Source organism: Fibrella musci (assembly GCF_041321105.1).
Taxonomy (GTDB): Bacteria; Bacteroidota; Bacteroidia; order Cytophagales; family Spirosomataceae; genus Fibrella; species Fibrella musci.
In genome coordinates, this window is the sequence record NZ_JBGGWD010000002.1 from 292496 (window position 1) to 312526 (window position 20031).

General features: G+C 52.2%; 33 protein-coding genes. 3 read left to right on the forward strand and 30 right to left on the reverse strand.

From position 1 onward, the window contains the following. Positions 1-47 precede the first annotated feature (47 nt). The 29 genes from rplQ to rplC form a co-directional block, all read right to left on the reverse strand. Complete coding sequence (gene rplQ, locus ACAW74_RS06860) at positions 48-851, reverse strand: 50S ribosomal protein L17 (RefSeq protein ID WP_370697467.1); 804 nt, start codon at positions 849-851, stop codon at positions 48-50. 90 nt (positions 852-941) lie between these two features. Beyond that, the gene (locus ACAW74_RS06865; protein WP_370697468.1) at positions 942-1931 is read right to left on the reverse strand and encodes a DNA-directed RNA polymerase subunit alpha; all 990 of its coding nucleotides are present in this window, start codon (positions 1929-1931) and stop codon (positions 942-944) included. Between the two features lie 94 nt (positions 1932-2025). Further along, positions 2026-2631 carry a 30S ribosomal protein S4 gene (gene rpsD, locus ACAW74_RS06870; protein ID WP_015334411.1) on the reverse strand — a complete coding sequence of 202 codons (606 nt, stop codon included), beginning with the start codon at positions 2629-2631 and terminating at the stop codon, positions 2026-2028. 128 nt (positions 2632-2759) lie between these two features. Beyond that, positions 2760-3155 (reverse strand): 30S ribosomal protein S11, encoded by a 396-nt coding sequence (rpsK, locus tag ACAW74_RS06875; RefSeq protein ID WP_085412266.1) that lies wholly within the window; start codon positions 3153-3155, stop codon positions 2760-2762. 83 nt (positions 3156-3238) lie between these two features. Continuing rightward, entirely contained in the window at positions 3239-3616 is a 378-nt protein-coding gene (gene rpsM, locus ACAW74_RS06880) for a 30S ribosomal protein S13 (protein ID WP_015334413.1), read from the reverse strand. A 6-nt stretch (positions 3617-3622) separates the two neighbouring features. Next, complete coding sequence (gene ykgO / locus ACAW74_RS06885) at positions 3623-3739, reverse strand: type B 50S ribosomal protein L36 (RefSeq protein WP_009284800.1); 117 nt, start codon at positions 3737-3739, stop codon at positions 3623-3625. 110 nt (positions 3740-3849) lie between these two features. Continuing rightward, positions 3850-4068, reverse strand: a complete 219-nt coding sequence (gene infA / locus ACAW74_RS06890) for a translation initiation factor IF-1 (protein WP_009284801.1) — start codon at positions 4066-4068, stop codon at positions 3850-3852. A 7-nt stretch (positions 4069-4075) separates the two neighbouring features. After that, positions 4076-4906 (reverse strand): type I methionyl aminopeptidase, encoded by an 831-nt coding sequence (gene map / locus ACAW74_RS06895; RefSeq protein ID WP_370697469.1) that lies wholly within the window; start codon positions 4904-4906, stop codon positions 4076-4078. Positions 4907-4910: 4 nt separating this feature from the next. Then, complete coding sequence (gene secY, locus ACAW74_RS06900) at positions 4911-6224, reverse strand: preprotein translocase subunit SecY (RefSeq protein ID WP_370697470.1); 1314 nt, start codon at positions 6222-6224, stop codon at positions 4911-4913. 26 nt (positions 6225-6250) lie between these two features. Next, positions 6251-6730, reverse strand: a complete 480-nt coding sequence (rplO, locus tag ACAW74_RS06905; RefSeq protein WP_015334416.1) for a 50S ribosomal protein L15 — start codon at positions 6728-6730, stop codon at positions 6251-6253. Positions 6731-6745: 15 nt separating this feature from the next. Next, complete coding sequence (gene rpmD / locus ACAW74_RS06910; RefSeq protein WP_015334417.1) at positions 6746-6925, reverse strand: 50S ribosomal protein L30; 180 nt, start codon at positions 6923-6925, stop codon at positions 6746-6748. 12 nt (positions 6926-6937) lie between these two features. Then, entirely contained in the window at positions 6938-7453 is a 516-nt protein-coding gene (gene rpsE / locus ACAW74_RS06915) for a 30S ribosomal protein S5 (RefSeq protein ID WP_015334418.1), read from the reverse strand. A gap of 4 nt (positions 7454-7457) precedes the next feature. Continuing rightward, positions 7458-7808 carry a 50S ribosomal protein L18 gene (rplR, locus tag ACAW74_RS06920; RefSeq protein ID WP_370697471.1) on the reverse strand — a complete coding sequence of 117 codons (351 nt, stop codon included), beginning with the start codon at positions 7806-7808 and terminating at the stop codon, positions 7458-7460. Between the two features lie 30 nt (positions 7809-7838). Next, positions 7839-8396: a 50S ribosomal protein L6 gene (rplF, locus tag ACAW74_RS06925; RefSeq protein ID WP_370697472.1), complete on the reverse strand. Its 558-nt coding sequence runs from the start codon at positions 8394-8396 to the stop codon at positions 7839-7841. A 15-nt stretch (positions 8397-8411) separates the two neighbouring features. After that, positions 8412-8810: a 30S ribosomal protein S8 gene (gene rpsH / locus ACAW74_RS06930; protein WP_370697473.1), complete on the reverse strand. Its 399-nt coding sequence runs from the start codon at positions 8808-8810 to the stop codon at positions 8412-8414. 77 nt (positions 8811-8887) lie between these two features. Continuing rightward, positions 8888-9157, reverse strand: a complete 270-nt coding sequence (gene rpsN, locus ACAW74_RS06935; protein WP_015334422.1) for a 30S ribosomal protein S14 — start codon at positions 9155-9157, stop codon at positions 8888-8890. Between the two features lie 9 nt (positions 9158-9166). Next, a complete protein-coding gene (gene rplE / locus ACAW74_RS06940) occupies positions 9167-9727 on the reverse strand; it encodes a 50S ribosomal protein L5 (protein ID WP_370697474.1) in 561 nt (186 codons plus the stop codon). Between the two features lie 42 nt (positions 9728-9769). After that, positions 9770-10111, reverse strand: coding sequence for a 50S ribosomal protein L24 (gene rplX, locus ACAW74_RS06945; protein WP_015334424.1), 342 nt, complete (start codon positions 10109-10111; stop codon positions 9770-9772). A gap of 15 nt (positions 10112-10126) precedes the next feature. After that, complete coding sequence (gene rplN / locus ACAW74_RS06950; RefSeq protein ID WP_015334425.1) at positions 10127-10495, reverse strand: 50S ribosomal protein L14; 369 nt, start codon at positions 10493-10495, stop codon at positions 10127-10129. A 6-nt stretch (positions 10496-10501) separates the two neighbouring features. After that, complete coding sequence (rpsQ, locus tag ACAW74_RS06955; RefSeq protein ID WP_370697475.1) at positions 10502-10822, reverse strand: 30S ribosomal protein S17; 321 nt, start codon at positions 10820-10822, stop codon at positions 10502-10504. Between the two features lie 19 nt (positions 10823-10841). Then, the gene (gene rpmC / locus ACAW74_RS06960; RefSeq protein ID WP_015334427.1) at positions 10842-11036 is read right to left on the reverse strand and encodes a 50S ribosomal protein L29; all 195 of its coding nucleotides are present in this window, start codon (positions 11034-11036) and stop codon (positions 10842-10844) included. 19 nt (positions 11037-11055) lie between these two features. Further along, a complete protein-coding gene (gene rplP / locus ACAW74_RS06965; protein WP_015334428.1) occupies positions 11056-11484 on the reverse strand; it encodes a 50S ribosomal protein L16 in 429 nt (142 codons plus the stop codon). Between the two features lie 79 nt (positions 11485-11563). Next, a complete protein-coding gene (gene rpsC / locus ACAW74_RS06970; RefSeq protein WP_370697476.1) occupies positions 11564-12433 on the reverse strand; it encodes a 30S ribosomal protein S3 in 870 nt (289 codons plus the stop codon). 5 nt (positions 12434-12438) lie between these two features. After that, a complete protein-coding gene (gene rplV, locus ACAW74_RS06975; protein ID WP_370697477.1) occupies positions 12439-12831 on the reverse strand; it encodes a 50S ribosomal protein L22 in 393 nt (130 codons plus the stop codon). 89 nt (positions 12832-12920) lie between these two features. Beyond that, the gene (gene rpsS / locus ACAW74_RS06980) at positions 12921-13199 is read right to left on the reverse strand and encodes a 30S ribosomal protein S19 (protein WP_015334431.1); all 279 of its coding nucleotides are present in this window, start codon (positions 13197-13199) and stop codon (positions 12921-12923) included. Between the two features lie 7 nt (positions 13200-13206). Further along, positions 13207-14034: a 50S ribosomal protein L2 gene (rplB, locus tag ACAW74_RS06985; RefSeq protein ID WP_370697478.1), complete on the reverse strand. Its 828-nt coding sequence runs from the start codon at positions 14032-14034 to the stop codon at positions 13207-13209. Positions 14035-14068: 34 nt separating this feature from the next. Then, a complete protein-coding gene (gene rplW / locus ACAW74_RS06990; protein ID WP_015334433.1) occupies positions 14069-14356 on the reverse strand; it encodes a 50S ribosomal protein L23 in 288 nt (95 codons plus the stop codon). 3 nt (positions 14357-14359) lie between these two features. Further along, entirely contained in the window at positions 14360-14989 is a 630-nt protein-coding gene (gene rplD / locus ACAW74_RS06995) for a 50S ribosomal protein L4 (protein WP_015334434.1), read from the reverse strand. Between the two features lie 6 nt (positions 14990-14995). Then, positions 14996-15616 carry a 50S ribosomal protein L3 gene (gene rplC, locus ACAW74_RS07000; RefSeq protein ID WP_370697479.1) on the reverse strand — a complete coding sequence of 207 codons (621 nt, stop codon included), beginning with the start codon at positions 15614-15616 and terminating at the stop codon, positions 14996-14998. Between the two features lie 482 nt (positions 15617-16098). Between rplC and ACAW74_RS07005 the strand changes: the two genes are divergently transcribed. Continuing rightward, a complete protein-coding gene (locus ACAW74_RS07005) occupies positions 16099-16611 on the forward strand; it encodes an anthrone oxygenase family protein (protein WP_370697480.1) in 513 nt (170 codons plus the stop codon). A gap of 308 nt (positions 16612-16919) precedes the next feature. Next, on the forward strand, positions 16920-18404 hold the full coding sequence (locus ACAW74_RS07010; RefSeq protein WP_370697481.1) for an alpha-amylase: 1485 nt from the start codon (positions 16920-16922) through the stop codon (positions 18402-18404). Positions 18405-18499: 95 nt separating this feature from the next. Here ACAW74_RS07010 and ACAW74_RS07015 read toward each other — a convergent pair whose 3' ends face one another. Continuing rightward, the gene (locus ACAW74_RS07015) at positions 18500-19465 is read right to left on the reverse strand and encodes a YheT family hydrolase (RefSeq protein WP_370697482.1); all 966 of its coding nucleotides are present in this window, start codon (positions 19463-19465) and stop codon (positions 18500-18502) included. Between the two features lie 118 nt (positions 19466-19583). Between ACAW74_RS07015 and ACAW74_RS07020 the strand changes: the two genes are divergently transcribed. Beyond that, positions 19584-20024 (forward strand): hypothetical protein, encoded by a 441-nt coding sequence (locus ACAW74_RS07020; RefSeq protein ID WP_370697483.1) that lies wholly within the window; start codon positions 19584-19586, stop codon positions 20022-20024. Positions 20025-20031: the final 7 nt, after the last annotated feature.

Here is a 20031-nt window from a genome sequence, read left to right on the forward strand (position 1 = left end):
ACCGATGACCGGCTAACCCAATTTCTGTATGACATTTGGTTCTGTCATTATTCAGCAGCTTGTTCACGACCCCCTTTCAGGCGATCGGTCAACGCTTTGAACTCATCTGTTTTTCCGTCGCGGAGCAGGGCAGCCTGCTCGTTCCACGTCGTTACATCAGCAATGTTGAATTGGTTCCCGGCCGCATCCAGAATAGTCCGTACGTCTTCGTCTTTGGCATCGGCCAGTTGAGCGAAAGTCGTGATACCGGCATTATTCAGCACCTCGGCGATTTTGGGGCCAATGCCTTCGATGATTTTCAGGTCATCGGCAGCGGGCGTTTCTGTAGCTTCAGCCACCGGAGCAGCCTCGACAGCAGCTGGTGCTTCGTCAGCAGCGACAGCCGCTTCAGGAGAAGCATCACCGGCGTTGTCAGCCTTACGACCTGAACCACCCCGACGGCTACGACGCGTTTTGGTAGCAGCCTGTTCGGCAGCTGCCGTCAGCAGCGTTTCGTTGAAGTCAACGAGTTCAATCAGGCAGGTATCGGCGCCATCACCTTTCCGGTTACCCAGTTTGATGATCCGCGTGTAGCCCCCCGGACGAGTTGCGATCTTATCCGACACCGTGTCGAACAGTTCTTTCATCCCTTCTTTGTGGTTCAGGGATTTGAAGACAATCTTCCGGTTCTGGTTGTTGTCTTCTTTAGCACGCGTCAGGATCGGCTCAACGTATTTGCGAAGCTCTTTTGCTTTCGCCACCGTTGTCTCAATGCGCTTGTGCATAATCAGCGAAACGGCCATGTTCGACAGCATTGCTTCGCGGTGCGAATGGGTCCGGCTGAGGTGATTATCTTTCTTACCGTGTCTCATTGGAAAATGAGTTCAATGTTTAACGCCCAACGTCCAAAGTCAGCACTGGTCCAACTTTAGACGTTGGCCATTGAACGTTGAACAAAATTTTTAGTCTTCGTCTAAGCGGTACTTCGCTACGTCCATGCCGAACGTCAGGCCCTTATCGGCTACCAGTTGCTCCAGTTCCGTGAGTGACTTCTTACCGAAGTTGCGGAACTTCATCATGTCGGAAATTTCCAACCGAACCAGATCGCCCAGCGTCCGTACTTCTGCCGATTTCAGGCAGTTGTAGGCCCGCACCGACAGATCGAGGTCTGATAGCGACGTTTTCAGCAGTTTCCGCATGTGCAGCATCTCTTCGTCGACAACGCTGTCTTCTTCCGGCTTCACCGTGTCGAAGGTCATCGTCTGATCAGAGAACAACATGAAGTGCTGAATCAGAATGTAAGCGGCTCCTTTCAAAGCCTCTTCCGGGTGCACTGAACCGTCCGTTTCGATGTCGAGCACCAACTTTTCATAGTCGGTTTTCTGCTCAACCCGCGTGTTTTCAACGGCGAATTTCACATTCTTGATCGGCGTATAAACGGCGTCGATCGGGATGTGGCCAAATGGCAGTTCGTTGGCACGGGGTTCATCGGCGGGAACGTACCCACGACCTTTCTCAACGAAGATTTCCATCTCCAGATCGCGTGTATCGTCAATGTGGCAAATCACCAGTTCAGGATTCAATACCTCAAACGAAGCCGAAGCTTTCGAGATATCGCCAGCCTTCAGCACCGACTTACCTTTAATATTGACCGTAATCTTGTTATCGACAACGTCGTTGATCCGTTTGAACCGAACCATTTTCAGGTTCAGGATGATCTCCGTCACGTCTTCAACAACGCCTTCAATCGAAGAGAACTCGTGCAAAACGCCCGGAAACTTTACGCTCGTAATAGCATAACCTTCCAGCGACGATAACAGGATGCGACGAAGCGCATTGCCAATCGTTACGCCGTAACCCTTTTCGAGAGGCTTGAACTCAAATACACCGTGAAAGTCGTCGGCTTTTTCCATTACGACTTTATCGGGCATTTGGAAAGCTAATATTGACATACGTTTTCGTGGTTAACAGCCTAAAATTAAGTATGCAGTTGGCATCGACTGCGGGCCAGCAGGCTGCGTTTGCCAGCACCAACTGCTCACTGGATTACTTCGAGTACAATTCAACGACGAGCTGCTCGTTGACGTTCTCAGGGATCTGATCGCGCTCGGGGTAGCTGATAAACGTACCTGCGAGTTGCTGCTGATCCCACTCCAGCCAATTGTACCGCTTGGCGTTGCGACCGGCCAGGCTAGTTGTAACGGCTTCCAGTGACTTTGATTTCTCACGCACACCGATGATCTGACCGGGCTTGAGTGAGTATGAAGCGATGTTAACCACTTCACCGTCGACAGTGATGTGTTTGTGCGACACCAGCTGACGAGCCGCCCGGCGCGTCGGCGCAATACCCAGGCGGTATACGGTGTTGTCGAGGCGTGCTTCACACAGTTTCAGCAGGTTTTCACCCGTGATACCTTCACGCACGGCGGCGCGGTGGAACAGCCCCCGGAACTGACGCTCCAGAATACCGTAGATGTATTTTACTTTTTGTTTCGCCTGAAGCTGCTCAGCATATTCTGAGGTCTTGCGCTTCCGGCCACGACCGTGCATGCCCGGTGCGTAGTTTTTCTTTTGTAAGGCTTTCGACGGGCCAAGGATAGGCTCACCGAACTTACGTGATATCTTAGCCTTAGGGCCAATATAACGTGCCATTATCTGGAATGAATAAGGTTTGACAATGATCGGACACAACTCAATGTCGCCCGACCGTATTCATTGCTTCGGCAACTGACTGAAATAGTTACTATGACTGTCAAATACCCGCAAACAACTCGGTTTTACTATACGCGACGGCGCTTCGGAGGACGGCAGCCGTTGTGGGGCAGCGGCGTAATGTCGCGGATTGTCGTTACTTCGATACCCGTGTTTTGGACGGTACGGATAGCTGACTCACGACCAGCACCAGGGCCTTTTACGAACACCTCTGCTTTGCGCATACCAAGTTCGTGGGCAACCTGAGCACAGTTTTGAGCGGCAGTTTGAGCAGCATACGGCGTGTTCTTCTTAGAACCCCGGAAACCCATCTTACCAGCCGATGCCCATGAGATCACCTGACCATTCATGTTGGTGATCGAGATAATGATGTTGTTGAACGTAGCCCGGATGTGAACCTGACCAACCGACTCCACAACGACGACCCGCTTCTTAGCTTTGTCTTTACGTTTTGCTTGTGCCATTTCTTTAAAAAAAGTCTGACGTTTGATGTCTGTGGTTTGACGTCTTAGCGAACTTCAGACGTTAAACGCCAAACGTCAAACTGTTACTTCGTTGCTTTCTTCTTGTTGGCAACCGTCTTACGCTTCCCTTTCCGGGTCCGTGAGTTGTTCTTGGTTTTCTGACCACGAACAGGCAGACCTTTCCGGTGACGCAGACCCCGGTAGCAACCGATATCCATCAACCGTTTGATGTTGAGCTGCACCTCTGACTTCAGCGCACCTTCAACTTTAAACTCTTCGCTGATAATGTTACGGACGGCGTTCGACTCTTCGTCATTCCATTCAGCTACTTTCTTATTCGCGTCAACACCAGCTTTAGTCAGGATCGTCACGGCTGCACTCCGGCCAATGCCGAAGATATAAGTCAATGAGATCGCGCCACGCTTCTTGTCGGGAATATCAACACCTGCGATACGTGCCATGTGTGCTTAACCTTGTCTTTGTTTGTAACGGGGATTCTTTTTGTTGATCACGTACAGCTTCCCTTTCCGACGGATCACGATGCAGTCTTCACTGCGCTTCTTGATGGATGCTTTAACCTTCATGGTTTGAATTTGAGTTCAATGTTCAACGTCTGCCAGTTAACATTAACACGTCTGAAGCCTGCGCTATCAAGTCAAGCAACGTTAACTGATGGACATTGAACCTTAAACGTCTATTTGTACCGGTACACAATCCGCGCCTTACTCAAATCGTAGGGCGACATCTCCAACTTTACACGGTCTCCGGGCAGGATTTTGATGTAGTTCATCCGCATCTTGCCCGAAATGTGTGCAATCACTTCATGCTTGTTGGCCAGTTCAACCCGAAACATTGCGTTTGACAAAGCTTCGAGAATTACGCCATCCTGCTCAATCGAATTCTGTTTTGCCATATAGCTGTTAAGCCGCTACTGCGGCACTCAACTCGATTTCCATGTTGGTTCCCGCCGTAACCGCCTCGATATACTCGAATGTGGTTAGTATTTCGGCCTTCCCCCGGCGCACGGCCACCGTATGCTCAAAATGAGCAGATGGCTTCCGATCCATTGTCCGGATCGTCCAGCCATCCTTTTCTTGGACCACGCTTTTCTTACCAAAGTTGATCATTGGCTCGATGGCAATGACCATGCCCGATTTGAGCTTGACGCCCTGTCCACGTTTCCCGTAGTTTGGCACCTGTGGCTCTTCGTGCAACGTTTCGCCAACGCCATGTCCTACCAGTTCGCGAACGACAGTGTATCCATGATGCTCGGCGTAACTTTGAACGGCATAACCGATATCACCGATCCGGTTTCCGTCAATTGCTTTCTCGACACCCTTGTAAAGCGATTCTTTGGTTCGCATCAACAGTTTGCGAACACCAAGACTCACTTCACCGACTGGGTACGTATAGGCGCTGTCAGCATGGAATCCGTGGTGAAAAACTCCGCAGTCGACCGAAATGATGTCGCCATCTTTCAATTCGTACTGACTCGGAAATCCATGAACAACTACGTCATTCACTGAGATACACAACGCACCGGGGAAACGGGTAGGCGTACCGTTATTAAAATTCAGAAACGAGGGAATGCCACCATTATCCTTAATGAACGTCTGGGCAACCGTATCCAGTTCCTTCGTCGTAATACCAGGACGGATCAGCTTGGCAACCTCGGCGTGTGTTTTTCCCAACAACTGACCGTTCTGCCGGATGATCTCAATTTCTTCGTCGCTGCGTAAGGTAATCGTCATTGTTTTAGACAGTCACGCCTTCTGTGCGGCCTTTAACCCGACCTGATTGCATCAGACCTTCGTAACGACGCATCAGCAGATAGCTTTCGATCTGTTGCAACGTATCCAACACCACACCAACCATGATCAGCAACGACGTACCTCCAAAGAAGGAAGCGAAGGCTGACGTCATTCCCAGCTGACTAGCAAATGAGGGTAGAATGGCTACGACAGCCAGCATAACCGCGCCGGGCAGAGTAATGTGGTCGAGTACCGTACCAATGTATTCAGACGTAGCGAGACCAGGCTTAACACCCGGAATGAATCCGCCGCTCCGCTTCATATCATCAGAAATCTGTGTCGGGTTTACCGAAATAGCCGTGTAGAAGAAAGTAAACACGATGATCAGGAATGCGAACAGCAAGTTGTAGGGCCATGAGGTGTAGTCCTGAAACAGGTTATTCAGCGTAGCCATCGTTTCGCTCTTCTCTGCACCCATCTGGAATACGAAGCCTGGAATGAACATCAACGCCTGTGCAAAGATGATCGGCATTACACCAGCAGCGTTCAGCTTCAACGGCAGGTATTGCCGCTGTCCGCCGACGACTTTGTTGCCAACGACTTGCTTCGCGTACTGAATCGGAATCCGGCGAACAGCCTGCGTTAGCAGTACAGCACCCATAATCACGAAATAAAGCGCCACCATTTCCAGGAAGAAAATGAAGATTGACGACGTACCCCGTGACTGCGCTTCACCAATGATAGCACCCGGAAGGCGTGACACGATCCCGATCATGATGATCATAGAGATACCATTACCAATGCCTTTGTCCGTAATGCGTTCACCCAACCACATGCAGAAGATGGTACCGGCCGTTAGCACAAACACCGACGAAATGGTGAAAAGCGCGCGGTCGATCAACAAAGCTTCAGCAGGGATGGTAGTCCGGATGTAGGTTATCGCCTGAACAGCCGTCACCGCGATCGTCAGCACGCGAGTGATCTGATTCAGCTTTTTACGGCCCGACTCGCCCTCCTTCTGCATTTTCTGGAAATACGGAAGGGCCAGTGTCAGAAGCTGGATGGCGATCGATGCCGAGATATACGGCATGATACCCAACGCAAAAATCGATGCCTTACTGAAGGCACCGCCAACAAAGGCATCCAGCAGCCCAAGCAGCCCCTGCGGACGCAGATTCAGCTGAGCTGGGTTGACGCCAGGGAGCACAATGTGCGTACCCAGCCGGAAGACCGTTATAAACAAAAGAGTGTTGAGGATACGCGTCCTCAACTCCTCGATTGAAAAGATATTCTTAATAGTCTCGATGAAACGGTTCATACAACTTGTACGCGGCTACCGATAGGTTAGTTCGAGGCTTCTTCTTTTTTGGCTACTTGCTCAATCACCGTCACGGTGCCGCCTGCTTTTTCAATAGCTTCTTTCGCAGCTACCGAGAAGGCGTGGGCCGTTACGTTAAGAGCAGTCGTTACCTCACCGCGGCTCAGCACTTTGATGAGGTCATTCTTGCCAGCGAAACCATGTTCGCGCAGGAATGCGAAGTCAATAACGGTTGCATTAGCATCCGTAGCCAATGCCTGAAGCACATCAAGGTTGATAGGCTTATATTCAACGCGCGTCGGGTTTTTGAAGCCAAACTTAGGCACACGACGCTGAAGGGGCATCTGACCACCTTCGAAGTTCAATTTGCGGCTGTAGCCAGAGCGTGATTGAGCACCTTTGTGGCCACGAGTTGAGGTCCCGCCTTTTCCGGAACCCTGACCGCGACCGACTCGCTTGCGCTCTTTAACTGACCCTTTTGCCGGCGTTAGATTACTGAGATTCATTGTCAGTTATGAAATTTAAATTTCTTCAACAACAACCAGGTGCTCCACTTTGCGGATGACACCAGCAATCGACGGATTATATTCCAGTTCGATGCTCCGGTTGATCTTGCCCAAACCCAGTGACTGGATCGCCAGTTTCTGCGTCTTAGGGCGTTTGATGGTACTACGTACCTGAGTGATGCGTACCCGTGCCATGTTTCGTCTTGATTAACCGTTGAACACTTTCTTCAATGAAACCTGACGCTGGAAGGCAACCTGATGAGGCAGACGCATCTTGATCAGCGCGTCGATCGTTGCTTTCACCACGTTGTGCGGGTTTGACGAACCTTTCGATTTCGCCAATACGTCGTGGATACCAGCGCTTTCCAGTACAGCACGCATGGCACCACCAGCGATGACACCTGTACCAGGCGCTGCCGGCTTAACCAACACGAAACCACCGCCAAAGCGGCCTTCCATCTCGTGGGGTACTGTGCGCTTCAGCAAAGGTACCTGAAATAGGTTCTTCTTCGCGTCTTCAACACCCTTCGTGATTGCGTCCGTTACTTCGTTGGCTTTACCCAGACCGTAACCTACCACGCCGTTGCCATCACCCACTACGACAATCGCCGCGAAGCTGAAGCGACGACCACCTTTTACTACCTTGGCTACCCGGTTGATCGCTACTACGCGTTCTTTCAGGTCAGCCTCGTTTACTTTTGAAGGTCTTACGTTCGATACCATTCTGTTAGAAATTGAGGCCACCCTCCCGGGCACCGTCGGCTAAAGCTTTCACTTTGCCGTGATACAAATAGCCGTTACGGTCGAAAACCACCGACTGTACATTTTGAGCAGCAGCTTTTTCGGCCAGCCGCTGACCTACTTTCTTCGCCGTTTCAACGGTGAAACCACTCACCTCTGTCTTCAATTCAGCCGATGAAGCCGATGCCAGTGTGCGGCCAGCCTCATCGTCGATGATTTGAGCGTAGATCGCTTTGTTTGAGCGAAATACAGTGAGACGGGGGCGGGTTGGCGTGCCGGATACTTTTGCCCGGATGCCAAACTTAATCCGCTGACGTCTTTCTTGTTTAGTTGCCATGTTATTTGATACCGACCAAATGGGCACCGATTACTTCTTACTTGCTGATTTACCCGCTTTCCGGCGAACAACTTCACCCACAAAACGGATACCTTTCCCTTTGTAAGGCTCAACCTTGCGCAATGACCGGATTTTAGCCGCTACATCGCCCAGCAGTTGTTTGTCGCTACCTTCCAAGGTCACTTTAGGGTTCTGCCCTTTTTCAGTCAGGGTCGTCACTTTAATCTCCGCCGGGATAGCCAGGAAGATGTTGTGCGAGTAACCAAGGTTCAGTTCCAGAATGTTATTAGCGACTGATGCTTTATAACCAACCCCGATGATTTCGAGGTCAAGCCGGAAGCCCGTGCTAACACCCGTCACCATGTTGTTAACCAGCGCGCGATACAGGCCATGCATGGCTTTGTGACGCTTCTGGTCAGTGGGGCGGGTTACTTTCACCTGCGTACCGTCGAGCGATACCGTGATATCCCGGTCGACAGGCTGCGAAAGGCTACCTTTAGGGCCCTTTACCGTTACCACGTTATCAGCATCTACTGACAGCGTTACGGCTGAAGGCAGTTCAATTACTTTATTACCTACGCGTGACATAGTGCTCTTTCGATCTTAATAAACGTAACACAACACCTCACCGCCTACGTTGAGCGTCCGCGCTTCTTTGTCGGTCATAACGCCTTTCGACGTAGAGACAATGGCAATACCAAGGCCGTTCAGGATGCGGGGCATCGTGGTGGCACCTGTGTACTGACGCAGACCTGGACGGCTTACCCGTTGCAAGTCAACGATGGCCGGCTGCTTCGTGGTCGGGTTGTATTTCAACGCAATCTTGATGGTACCTTGAGGACCTGTCTCATCGAACTTGTAGTTCTGGATGAAACCTTTGTCGAAAAGCACCTTCGTGATTTCTTTTTTGATATTGGATGCAGGGATCTCAACCACCCGGTGCTTGGCACGGATGGCGTTTCTGACGCGGGTCAAAAAGTCTGCAATCGGATCTGTATTCATTTCTGCAAGGAGTTACTTGCTTGCCTGTTTTCGAAAAAGGCTTGCAAAAGTACGGAAACTGTTTGAGAAATAAAACCTTACCAGCTTGCCTTCGTTACACCCGGAATCTTACCTGCGCTGGCCATCTCGCGGAAGGTTACGCGCGAGATACCGAACTTACGCATGTAGCCACGAGGACGGCCAGTCAGTTTGCAACGGTTGTGCAACCGTACCGGCGAGGCATTACGCGGCAATTTGTCTAAGCCAACATAATCGCCTGCGGCCTTCAGAGCAGTCCGCTTTGCTGCGTATTTAGCAACCAGAGCCTGGCGCTTACGCTCTCTGGCTTTGAGTGATTCTTTTGCCATGGTTCGTTTTTATTTTTTGCTGCTGTCGGCAAACGGAAGACCCAGACCGCGCAGCAATTCGATGCTTTCAGCATCAGTATTAGCCGTTGTCACAAACGTGATATCCATACCTGAGATACGAGCCACCTTATCGATGCTGATCTCGGGGAAGATAATTTGCTCTTTCACACCGAAGGTATAGTTACCCCGGCCGTCGAAGCCTTTGTCGCTGATGCCTTTGAAGTCGCGAACGCGGGGCAGCGCCACCGACGTCAGACGATCCAGGAATTCATACATCCGGTCACCGCGCAACGTTACTTTCGCACCGATCGGCATACCCTCACGGAGCTTAAAGTTTGATACAGCTTTCTTGGCAATCGTAGCGACAGCCCGCTGACCCGTGATGGTCGTCAGCTCGTCAACGCCAACGTCAACCAGTTTCTTATCCGCTACGGCGGCACCGATGCCTTTGTTTACAACGATTTTGGTAAGCCGGGGAACCTGCATCGCCGATTTATAGGCGAATTTCTCCTTCAGCTTATCAACAACCTCGTTTACGTATTTCTCTTTCAATCGTGGCGTGCTTGCCATGTCTTTGTCCGTTTAATGTGTTTGGTCGAACACAATTGGGCGTTAGATGAGGTTGTTGGTCTTCTTCGAGAAGCGCTGCAACTTACCCTTATCGTTCAGGCGACGACCCGTGCGGGTTGGTTCGCCGGTAGCCGGATCAACCAGCATCAGGTTGCTGATATGAATCGTGCCCTCTTCTTTCCGCAGTTCACCCTGGGGTGTCTGTGCCGTCGGCTTGATGTGTTTCGTGATCATGTTCACGCCTTCTACCTTCGCCCGGTCTTTGTCGCGGAGCACCTCTTTCACTACGCCCCGCTGGCCTTTGTGGTTCCCAGAAATCACAACTACGGTATCACCCGACTTGATGTGGAATTTGTGGGGAACAACTACTTTTTTCTTTTCCATCTTGTATCGTCTGGTTTAGATAACCTCCGGGGCCAGCGAAACGATCTTCATGAACTGCTTCTCGCGAAGTTCGCGGGCTACAGGGCCGAAGATGCGCGTACCGCGCGGTTCATCGTTGTTGTTGAGCAACACGGCTGCGTTGTCTTCAAAGCGGATATATGAACCGTCTTTCCGACGAACTTCCTTCTTTGTCCGAACGACAACGGCTTTTGACACCGTGCCTTTCTTCATGTTGCTTGAGGGGATGGCTGCTTTCACCGTCACGACGATCTTGTCGCCCAACGAAGCGTAACGTTTGCCTGTACCGCCCAGCACACGGATCACCAGTACTTCTTTCGCACCGCTGTTGTCCGCTACACCTAATCTTGATTCCTGCTGTACCATGGCTCGTTACTTCGCTTTTTCGATGATTTCAACTAACCGCCAACGCTTATTCTTGCTCAACGGGCGGGTCTCCATGATCCGAACCGTGTCGCCGATACCGCACTCGTTGTTCTCGTCGTGTGCCGTGAACTTCGTGGTGCTGGTCATAAATTTACCATACTTGGTATGCTTCTCTTTCCGGTCAACGGCAACGGTGATGGTCTTCTGCATTTTATTGCTGGTTACCTTACCGATCCGTTCTTTCCGGGCACCCCGCTGGGCGGCATTCCGCTCAACCGATGCCGCCTGTTCTGCCTGCGGCTGGGTTTGCTCTTGTTGTGATTCCATAGCGATGCGTGGCTATTGATTAGGCCTGGGTTTGCTTCTGGGTTAACTCCGTATACAACCGGGCAATCAGTTTGCGACTTTCACGAATCCGCATAGGGTTCTCGATGGGAGATACCGCGTGGGCAAACGTGAGCTTTTGCAACTGCGATTTTTCGGCACTGATCTGCTCCTGGAGCTGTTCAACCGACAGGGCTTTGATTTCTGCTTTTTTCATGGCTTATCGTGCGTCCTGCTTATGCCTCTTCTTCTTGATAATCCCGGCGAACGATGAATTTCGTGCGAACGGGGAGTTTCTGTGCGGCTAACCGCAGCGCCTCCTGAGCCGTTTCGAGGGGAACACCAGTGGCCTCGAACATAATTGTACCAGGCTTCACAACGGCTACCCAATACTCGGGGGCACCTTTACCTTTACCCATCCGCACCTCAGCGGGCTTCTTGGTAATCGGCTTATCGGGGAAAATACGAATCCATACCTGGCCTTCACGTTTCATAGCGCGGGTAACCGAGATACGGGCGGCCTCGATCTGGCGGGCAGTAATACGGCCCGGTTCAAGGGATTTGATGCCGAAAGTGCCGTAGGCGATCTGGTGTCCGCGTGTAGCGAGCCCCTTGATCCGGCCTTTCTGCATCTTCCGGAATTTGGTTCTTCTTGGCTGTAACATTGCTGTTATAGTGAGTTAAGAAATCGTAGTTTGGTTCCGGGTACGTTGGCCTGGAAGCCGCCCTACGATTCGCTGATGTCTATCGACGACCACCGCCGCCACGGTTATTACCACCGCCACGGTTGTTGTTATTGCCACCGCCGCGGTTATTGTTGTTGTTACCACCGCGATCATTGCTGTTGCGGTCACGGCCACGGCCACCACGGTCACCACCGCGCTCATCGCCACGGTCACGGCCACGGCGATCGCCACGATCTGAGCTTCCGCCCGCCCGATCACCAGCCGAAGCTTGCGACATCAGGGCAGCCGGCGACAGGTCGCGCTTGCCATACAGCTCACCTTTGAAGACCCATACCTTAATGCCGATTTTACCGTATACGGTTTGTGCTTCAGACAGGGCATAGTCGATGTCAGCACGAAGGGTGTGCAGGGGCACACGGCCTTCTTTGTATTGCTCTGAGCGGGCAATTTCAGCGCCACCCAACCGACCCGATACTTTCACTTTGATGCCTTGCGCACCAACACGGAGGGCCGAGTTGATGGCCTGCTTCATGGCCCGACGGAACGAGATCCGCGCTTCCAGCTGCTGAGCGATAGCTTCACCAACCAGTTTCGCGTCGATTTCAGGACGTTTGATCTCGAAGATGTTGATCTGGACATCTTTGCCCGTGATCTTCTTCAGCTCTTCTTTGATCTTATCAACCTCACCGCCGCCTTTACCGATTACGATACCCGGACGGGCCGTATGGATTGTCAGGGTGATACGCTTCAGGGTGCGCTCAATGACAACGCGGGCGATGGCTCCTTTCGGAATACGCGCCGAGATGTATTTGCGGATTTTCTGGTCTTCAACAAGTTTGTCCGAAAACTCCTTGCCGCCATACCAGCTCGAATCCCATCCTTTCACGATGCCGAGCCGGAGACCTACTGGATTAATTTTCTGTCCCATTCGATTTATGCGTTTTCAGATGACTCGGTTGCGGTTTCAACTGCGCCCAGGCCTTGCACCTTGCTATCGATGACGATAGTAATGTGGTTCGACCGCTTCCGAATCCGGTGGCCGCGACCTTGCGGAGCAGGACGCAGACGCTTCAGCATCGTGCCACCATCAACAAAAATCGTTTTGATGTACAGGTCAGCGTCTTCGATGCGCTCGTTTTCGTATTTCTGTTGCCAGTTGGCCACTGCTGAAAGAAGGACTTTTTGCAGTACGGCAGCACCGGCTTGCGGTTGGAACCGCAGAACACCCAACGCCCGGCTTACGCGCTGACCCCGAATCAGATCGGCGATCAACCGCATTTTGCGCGGTGATGAGGGTACATTTTTAAGCTTAGCTATTGCTTCCATTTGAGAAGTTTTCAGTTTTCAGTCTGTAGTTTCCAGTTGAGTTCTCAGCTAAAACTGAAAACTGTGGACTGGAAAACTGTGAACTGTTTTTACCGTTTGCCTTTGTCTTTCTTAGCCGTGTGACCACGGAAGTTGCGGGTGGGCGAAAACTCACCCAGTTTGTGACCAACCATGTTCTCGGTCACGTAGACCGGAACAAACTTGTTGCCATTGTGCACAGCAAAGGTGTGGCCTACGAAATCCGGAGAGATCATTGACCGGCGTGACCAGGTCTTGATCACCGATTTTTTGCCCGATTCGTTCAGCACCTCCACTTTCTTGTCGAGGCGGAAGTCAATGTATGGGCCTTTCTTTAAGGAACGTGCCATTTACTGCTTACTTTTTACGACGGCTGATGATCAATTTGTTAGACGCATTTTTCGGCTTGCGGGTCTTCTGACCTTTAGCAAACTGACCGTTGCGTGAGCGCGGGTGACCACCTGAGGCACGACCTTCGCCACCACCCATCGGGTGATCAACCGGGTTCATAGCTACAGGACGTGTACGTGGCCGACGACCCATCCAACGTACCCGACCGGCTTTGCCCATCGTCACGTTCATGTGATCGGAGTTGGATACCGTACCTACTGTTGCCAGACAGGTATTCAGTACACGACGTGTTTCGCTTGACGGCAGACGCAGTACAGCGTAGCGCTCTTCCCGAGCAACCAACTGTGCATACGTACCTGCCGAACGAGCCATAGAAGCACCACGACCCGGCTGCAGTTCAATCGCGTGAACGATCGTACCGATCGGCATCTTGCCCAGCGGCAGCGTGTTGCCAACGTCGGGGGTTACACCGTCCAGGCCTGACCGTACGATCTGACCAACGGTGATGCCCTGCGGCGCGATGATGTACCGCTTCTCGCCATCTTCATACTGAACCAGTGAGATACGGGCCGAACGGTTCGGATCATATTCTACTGAGAGTACGGTAGCAGGCATATCGAATTTATCGCGTTTGAAGTCGATAATCCGGTACATGCGTTTGTGACCACCGCCGATGTAGCGCATGGTCCGGCGGCCTGAATCATTACGGCCACCTGATTTTTTGAGAGGTTCCAGCAGGCTCTTTTCAGGCTTGTCGGTAGTCAGCTCCTTGAAATCAGGAGCAACCCGGAAGCGCATGCTTGGCGTTACTGGTCTTAATTTTCTTACACCCATGATAGTGTTCGGTTTGTCAGCCTATGGGATGAGGCTATAGGTCTCCGTAAATGTCGATCACTTCGCCTTCAGCGACGGTCACGATGGCTTTCTTAACGAGGGGGGCACGGCCCGAAACAACTCGCCCGTTAATGTTTTTCGACCGCTTCTTGCCGAGGGTCCGCATGGTGTTAACGCTTGTCACGTTTACGCCATACAGTTGCTCAACGGCCTGAGCGATCTGAATTTTATTGGCTTTTGGATCAACCGCGAAGGCGTATTTGCCCAGCTTGTTCTGAGCGGACATCTTCTCGGTGACGATCGGTCTTTTCAATACGTCCATGATTTAGTTCGCTAAGAGGGTTTGCAGTTTATCCAGAGCTTCGGTGCTGATCAGCAGTTGATCGGCGTTCATCAGATCGTAGGTGTTAACCTGCGAAGCCGTCATAACACGGGCTTTCTGAACGTTACGGCTCGATTTTACTACGTTGGTGTCAACGTCGGGCAGAATCAGAAGCGTCTTTTTGTCGGCCAGCGACAGAGCGCTCAGGAAAGCCACATAATCTTTAGTCCGGGGAGCGTCGAAGGTGAAGCTTTCCAGTACCGATACGTTGTTGGCCTGTGCTTTTGCAGCCAGTGCCGAGCGGCGGGCAAGCGCCTTCACTTTCTTGTTCAGTTTGAACGAGTAATCACGGGGGCGAGGACCGAATACAGTACCACCACCGATGAAAACTGGCGACTTGGCACTACCGGCGCGGGCACCGCCCGTACCTTTCTGCTTCTTGAGTTTCCGGGTCGAGTGGGCGCTTTCGGCGCGCTCTTTCGTTTTGTGCGTACCCTGCCGTTTGTTGGCCAGGTGCTGCTTAACGTCCAGGTAAATCGCGTGCGTGTTCGGCTCGATTCCGAAAATGGCATCCGACAACTCGACTTTCTTGCCGGTGTCTTCGCCTTTGCTGTTATATACGATGACTTCCATGACGGCTTACTTCTCGATAATGACGAATGAGTTTTTAGCACCCGGTACCGAACCACTCACAACGAGCAGGTTCTGATCGGGCATCACACGCAGCACGCGCAGGTTTTGCACCGTTACGCGGTGACCGCCCATCCGGCCAGCCATGCGCAACCCTTTAAACACACGCGAGGGGAACGAGCAGGCCCCGATTGAACCCGGGTGCCGCTGCCGGTTGTGCTGACCGTGTGTCTGGCCACCAACCCCGCCAAAACCATGGCGTTTTACTACACCCTGGAAACCCCGTCCCTTAGCCGTACCGACTACGTCGACGAAATCGCCCTCACCGAATACGTCGCTTACTTGCAACGTAGTGCCCAGATCAAACGACTGTTCGAATTCTTTGAATTCAACCAGCTTGCGCTTAGGCGTCGTGTTGGCCGCTTTGAAGTGGCCCAACATCGGCTTGTTGGTGTTTTTTTCTTTCTTTTCGCCGAAACCCAATTGAATAGCTTCGTAGCCATCCTTGTCCTTGGTGCGGACTTGGGTAACGACACAGGGACCAGTTTCAATTACCGTACATGCCAGAGCCTGCCCGTCCGCATTGTACACACTGGTCATCCCGATCTTTTTACCAATTAAACCAGACATTATCTGTTAGTTAAAAAGCAGGTGAACGATTGATTAAACTCGTACGGAGCGCCGTACCGCCCGAAATGGGAGCGCAAAAGTAGGGAAAATGGGCCGCTTATCCAACGGCTTGTTTTTCAGGCACAAAAAAGAGGTCAGATATGAACGTACCTGACCTCTTTGGGACGTGTGGCAACGGAGTGCGCACAGTCCTGAAAAAATCAGATGTGGTTTCCGTTCTGGACCTTCACCCGCTTCTATGTCGTTTCCTTTTCTGCTATCGCATTTGGGACTGCAAAAGTAGCGATTTTTTCAACGAAAAACACTGAGAATGAGAAAATTTTTCCAGAAGTTTTTAAGGGCAGCTAATCACGTACCCGACAGAGCAGGCACTGCCCGTTAGCCTCTGCAAAGCTCGTTTGTCGGCCGGGTCACGGACTTCATAGGCCGAAGACGCCAGTTTATTCCAGTTTACCGGCATTGGCTCTCTCGATCACGTACGTTTGGCAGCTCAATCAATTGGTAAACTGGTGAATCTGATGAGTCAATTCTCAACTATCTCGTTGTTGTTATTCATGATCAATCTGGGGGTCACTTTCGGAGCAGGGCTCTATGAGATACGCATTGTTGTACCGCTCTGGTTTCATCCCGAACCGGGAGGCAGCTATCGGGTCGATACGGTTGCTATGCAACGAATGGACGTTGGTCGGCGGTTTTGGGGTCTGGTCACCACGCTGCCCCTTTCCCTGCTCACGCTAATCAATCTTTACTACGCCTGGCAGGCAGCAGCAACGCAGAAAACCTGGTGGCTGGCGGCGGTGATACTCATCCTTATTGAGCGGGTGGGTACGTTCGCCTTTTTTATCCCAACGGCTATTCGGCTGCAACGGGCCGATTCCTTGCCCAGCCAAACCGTCTCGCGGTTGAGTCGTCGCTGGATGCTGGCCAATTACGGTCGCATCGTTCTTACTCTGCTTGGTTGGCTGTTGACGTTGAAGGCACTTCATGTTTACTGAAACCGTCCCTCATCAAATCGATGACTTTCTATTCATGCATACCACTTTTTGATTGTGGTCATTCAGGCACTGACTTTTACTGAGTACCACCTTTCGATTCACAATCATACCATTTCCGACCAAATCGTTAATAATCAGCATAGTATACCCACCCAACATAACACATGAATGACCACTTTATTTTTCATATATAAAGTGGAACGCGGTCGTTTCTGCGAAATGGTAGTATTGGACGATTTTGTTGTACTAGCCACATAGGCGGTTGCAGCGGCATCGATTCAACACTTAACCATTTAATTAATCAACGCATGAGAATCGCACTTTCAGGAGCAACCCTCCTAGGCACCTTAGGCCTGTTTCTATCATCCTGCGAACCGCAGGTCGCGACCGAGTTTCAGCCTAAGCCGAGTAGCACACGGGCGGCTGCTCCAGTAGTCAATGGGGTAATGATGCAGGGTTTCTATTGGAACGTACCCAAAACGACCGCCGCCGGTACGTGGTGGCAGAACCTCGCGGCCAAAGCCACCGAACTCCAGACAGCCGGGATTACCGCCCTCTGGATTCCGCCTGCTTACAAAGGCGGCAGCGTCGACGACGTCGGTTATGGAGTATATGACCGCTACGATCTGGGCGAATTCAATCAGAAAGGGACTGTGGCTACTCGTTACGGCACGCTGGCGCAGCTTCAGTCGGCAATTACGGCACTGCACAGCAAGAACATTCAGGTCTACGAAGACATGGTGATGAACCACCTGACCTGGGCCGATTACACCGAAAACCGCAACAACGAGAACATCTACACGGGCTTCTCGTATCCGGGCCGCAACAACACCTACAGCGCTTACAAGTGGAACGCTACGCTCTTCAGCGGCTATCAGCGCGGTGATGGTTCCTGGAATCAGTGGCAACCGTGGGATTTTGCGTCGTACAACAACGGCGACGCCTACGATAACTTGCTGGGTTGCGAAATCAAGTACAACAACGGAGTCGGCAACAACTCAGCGGCCAACGAGACCATTGCCTGGGGCAACTGGATTACCACAAAACTTGGCCTCGACGGATACCGGCTCGATGCGACAAAACACATCTATACACCTTTCCTGAACAACTGGCTCGATCAGGTCAAAACCACCTCCCGCTTTGCCGTGTCGGAAGCCTGGTTCAACAATGTGCAGTGGCTACAGGACTATGCCGCCGCTACAGGTGGCCGCACCAGCCTGTTCGACGTACCTCTCCACTATACGTTTGTGAATATGAGCAACGGCAACGGGGCCTGGGATATGCGCGGGTTGGCGTTCGCAGGCTTCACCGAGGCTAACGGTTCCCTGTCGGTTTCCTTCGTTGACAACCACGATACCGATGCCCCCTCGGGTGGGCTGCGCTCGCCGGTGGTTAATCTGAAGATGCTGGCTTATGCCTACATCCTGACCCGCGATAAAGGGTATCCCTGCGTGTTCTACCGCGATTATTACGAATATGGGCTCGGCGCGCAGATCAAGAAGCTGATCGACATTCGGAAAGCCAACGGTTACGGGTCGGGGTATGAATACACCAGCGTAAACGACGCCGATGTCTATGTGTACTCGCGGGCCGGCGATACGACCCACAAGGGCATGCTCGTGATGCTGAACGACGGCAGCGGGGTCAGCACGAAAGGCGTAACCACACCCTTCAAAAATGCTACCCTGACCGATAAAACCGGCAACCGCACCGGCACGGTAACGACCAACGCCAGTGGATTCGGCAATTTCCCTGTCAACGGCCGCAGTTATTCCGTCTGGGTGCCTAATTGAAGCGTTTGAGGTTTGATGTTTAAGGTTGGCTGACACGTCTCACTCGGGCGTCAGCCAACCTTAAACACCAAACCTCAAACGCTAAACGACAAGTTTTAAACTCCACTAGCAAATGCCAGCGCCCGCCGTTCGGCATAGGTATGCAGATCGCCGTTGAGCATGAAACCGACATGCCCACCGAGTGGCGGCGTTTCAACAAATAGATTATCCATCCGACGGGCTAGTTCGTGCGGAAAGCATTCCGCCGACAATAGCGGGTCGTTCTGGGCATTTAGAATCAGGGCCGGGATGGTCAGGTTGTCAACAAAGCGGATGGCCGACGCCTGTGTGTAGAAATCGTCGGCGTCGCGATAGCCGTTGACGGGCGCAGAAAAAGCATCGTCGAAGTCTTTCCACCAACGTACCTGGGGCCTTCGGGACAGATCGAGCCGACCGGGAAACTGTTGGGCCTTGTAGCTGATTTTCGCCCAAAGCTTTTTCATAAACCGGTTGCGGTAGAACCGATTTCGGGGTAAATCGAGCAGGGGCGCGCTGGTAATCAGGTTTACCGGCGCCGAGATAGCAATCACCTGCTTAACCGCCGTGGGCAGTTGCGCGCCCTTCACGCTGGCGTATTTCAGCGAAATATTACCGCCCATACTATAGCCCACCAGCACTACCTGCTCGTAAGCCTTCGTCGCCAGAGCATGGGTGACCACTTCCCCGATATCGCCAATTTCGCCGTGATTATAGAGCCGGAACGCCCGGTTCATTTCGCCACTACACGACCGGCAGTTCCAGGCCAGCACGTCGAATCCATTATCGTGAAATAACTTGGCGGTGCCTTTTATATAGTGGCGGTGGCTGTCGCCTTCCAGCCCGTGGGTGAGCACGACCAGCTTTTGCTGTTGCGGTTTGCGGAGCCAATCGAGGTCGATAAAGTCACCATCACTTAGGGTAAAGCGTTCGCGTTCGTAGACAACGCCCGGAATGCGGCGCGTCAGGCTGGGCACAATGGTTTGCATGTGGCCGTTGTACTGAAAACGCGGCGGACCGGGATACGCAGATAACAGAGAAGGCATTTACTAATTCAGATTTTCAGCACAACGTGGCCGATGGTGTGATAGGTTGCGTGCTTAAACGACTCGGGCCTTTATTAGTTATAGGGAAACCACCATCCACCATCGCTCTTACCCTGACATGAAAATCACCATTGCCAAATATATATCGGTTGCGCTGGCCAGTATGCTAAAGTTTATTGGTGGGCCGCTGGCGGGTCTGGCGCTCAAGTTGCCCTGGTTCGAAACGGCGCTCTGCACACTGGCCGGCATGATGATCAGCGTATTTCTGGTGGTGTTTGCCGGAACAGCCCTCGACCAGATCATGCAACGCTACCGGAAAGCCACACCCCGCCGTTTTACCCGACGTACCCGGCTGGCGGTACGTATCTGGAAACGCGCTGGCTTGGCGGGCATTGCCCTGCTGACGCCCCTGCTGCTCACACCCATCGGCGGCACAGTATTGGCCGTTTCATTCCGGGTGCCACCCCTCCGCATTGTGCTGGCGATGCTTGCCAGTGGCTCGTTCTGGGGCGTCATACTCACCCTGATTACCTACCAGTTACCGGGCCTGTTCAAGTAGCGGGTTT

Bases quoted from the DNA above. Each gene is read 5' to 3' on its own strand.
- rplP (WP_015334428.1), bottom strand. From the start codon at position 11,484: ATGTTACAGCCAAGAAGAACCAAATTCCGGAAGATGCAGAAAGGCCGG.
- rplW (WP_015334433.1), bottom strand. From the start codon at position 14,356: ATGGACGTATTGAAAAGACCGATCGTCACCGAGAAGATGTCCGCTCAG.
- ykgO (WP_009284800.1), bottom strand. From the start codon at position 3,739: ATGAAGGTTAAAGCATCCATCAAGAAGCGCAGTGAAGACTGCATCGTG.
- rplV (WP_370697477.1), bottom strand. From the start codon at position 12,831: ATGGAAGCAATAGCTAAGCTTAAAAATGTACCCTCATCACCGCGCAAA.
- infA (WP_009284801.1), bottom strand. From the start codon at position 4,068: ATGGCAAAACAGAATTCGATTGAGCAGGATGGCGTAATTCTCGAAGCT.
- rpsM (WP_015334413.1), bottom strand. From the start codon at position 3,616: ATGGCACGTATCGCAGGTGTTGATATTCCCGACAAGAAGCGTGGCGCG.
- rpsE (WP_015334418.1), bottom strand. From the start codon at position 7,453: ATGGTATCGAACGTAAGACCTTCAAAAGTAAACGAGGCTGACCTGAAA.
- rplO (WP_015334416.1), bottom strand. From the start codon at position 6,730: ATGAATCTCAGTAATCTAACGCCGGCAAAAGGGTCAGTTAAAGAGCGC.
- rpsN (WP_015334422.1), bottom strand. From the start codon at position 9,157: ATGGCAAAAGAATCACTCAAAGCCAGAGAGCGTAAGCGCCAGGCTCTG.
- ACAW74_RS07020 (WP_370697483.1), top strand. From the start codon at position 19,584: ATGAAAATCACCATTGCCAAATATATATCGGTTGCGCTGGCCAGTATG.
- rplB (WP_370697478.1), bottom strand. From the start codon at position 14,034: ATGGGTGTAAGAAAATTAAGACCAGTAACGCCAAGCATGCGCTTCCGG.
- rpsH (WP_370697473.1), bottom strand. From the start codon at position 8,810: ATGAATACAGATCCGATTGCAGACTTTTTGACCCGCGTCAGAAACGCC.
- ACAW74_RS06865 (WP_370697468.1), bottom strand. From the start codon at position 1,931: ATGTCAATATTAGCTTTCCAAATGCCCGATAAAGTCGTAATGGAAAAA.
- rpsC (WP_370697476.1), bottom strand. From the start codon at position 12,433: ATGGGACAGAAAATTAATCCAGTAGGTCTCCGGCTCGGCATCGTGAAA.
- rpsD (WP_015334411.1), bottom strand. From the start codon at position 2,631: ATGGCACGTTATATTGGCCCTAAGGCTAAGATATCACGTAAGTTCGGT.
- rplD (WP_015334434.1), bottom strand. From the start codon at position 14,989: ATGGAAGTCATCGTATATAACAGCAAAGGCGAAGACACCGGCAAGAAA.
- rpsS (WP_015334431.1), bottom strand. From the start codon at position 13,199: ATGGCACGTTCCTTAAAGAAAGGCCCATACATTGACTTCCGCCTCGAC.
- rpmD (WP_015334417.1), bottom strand. From the start codon at position 6,925: ATGGCACGGGTACGCATCACTCAGGTACGTAGTACCATCAAACGCCCT.
- rplR (WP_370697471.1), bottom strand. From the start codon at position 7,808: ATGGCAACTAAACAAGAAAGACGTCAGCGGATTAAGTTTGGCATCCGG.
- secY (WP_370697470.1), bottom strand. From the start codon at position 6,224: ATGAACCGTTTCATCGAGACTATTAAGAATATCTTTTCAATCGAGGAG.
- rplC (WP_370697479.1), bottom strand. From the start codon at position 15,616: ATGTCTGGTTTAATTGGTAAAAAGATCGGGATGACCAGTGTGTACAAT.
- rplX (WP_015334424.1), bottom strand. From the start codon at position 10,111: ATGGAAAAGAAAAAAGTAGTTGTTCCCCACAAATTCCACATCAAGTCG.
- rplQ (WP_370697467.1), bottom strand. From the start codon at position 851: ATGAGACACGGTAAGAAAGATAATCACCTCAGCCGGACCCATTCGCAC.
- rpsQ (WP_370697475.1), bottom strand. From the start codon at position 10,822: ATGGAATCACAACAAGAGCAAACCCAGCCGCAGGCAGAACAGGCGGCA.
- rpsK (WP_085412266.1), bottom strand. From the start codon at position 3,155: ATGGCACAAGCAAAACGTAAAGACAAAGCTAAGAAGCGGGTCGTCGTT.
- rplN (WP_015334425.1), bottom strand. From the start codon at position 10,495: ATGGTACAGCAGGAATCAAGATTAGGTGTAGCGGACAACAGCGGTGCG.
- rplE (WP_370697474.1), bottom strand. From the start codon at position 9,727: ATGGCAAGCACGCCACGATTGAAAGAGAAATACGTAAACGAGGTTGTT.
- ACAW74_RS07015 (WP_370697482.1), bottom strand. From the start codon at position 19,465: ATGCCTTCTCTGTTATCTGCGTATCCCGGTCCGCCGCGTTTTCAGTAC.
- ACAW74_RS07010 (WP_370697481.1), top strand. From the start codon at position 16,920: ATGAGAATCGCACTTTCAGGAGCAACCCTCCTAGGCACCTTAGGCCTG.
- map (WP_370697469.1), bottom strand. From the start codon at position 4,906: ATGACGATTACCTTACGCAGCGACGAAGAAATTGAGATCATCCGGCAG.
- rplF (WP_370697472.1), bottom strand. From the start codon at position 8,396: ATGTCACGCGTAGGTAATAAAGTAATTGAACTGCCTTCAGCCGTAACG.
- rpmC (WP_015334427.1), bottom strand. From the start codon at position 11,036: ATGAAAAAAGCAGAAATCAAAGCCCTGTCGGTTGAACAGCTCCAGGAG.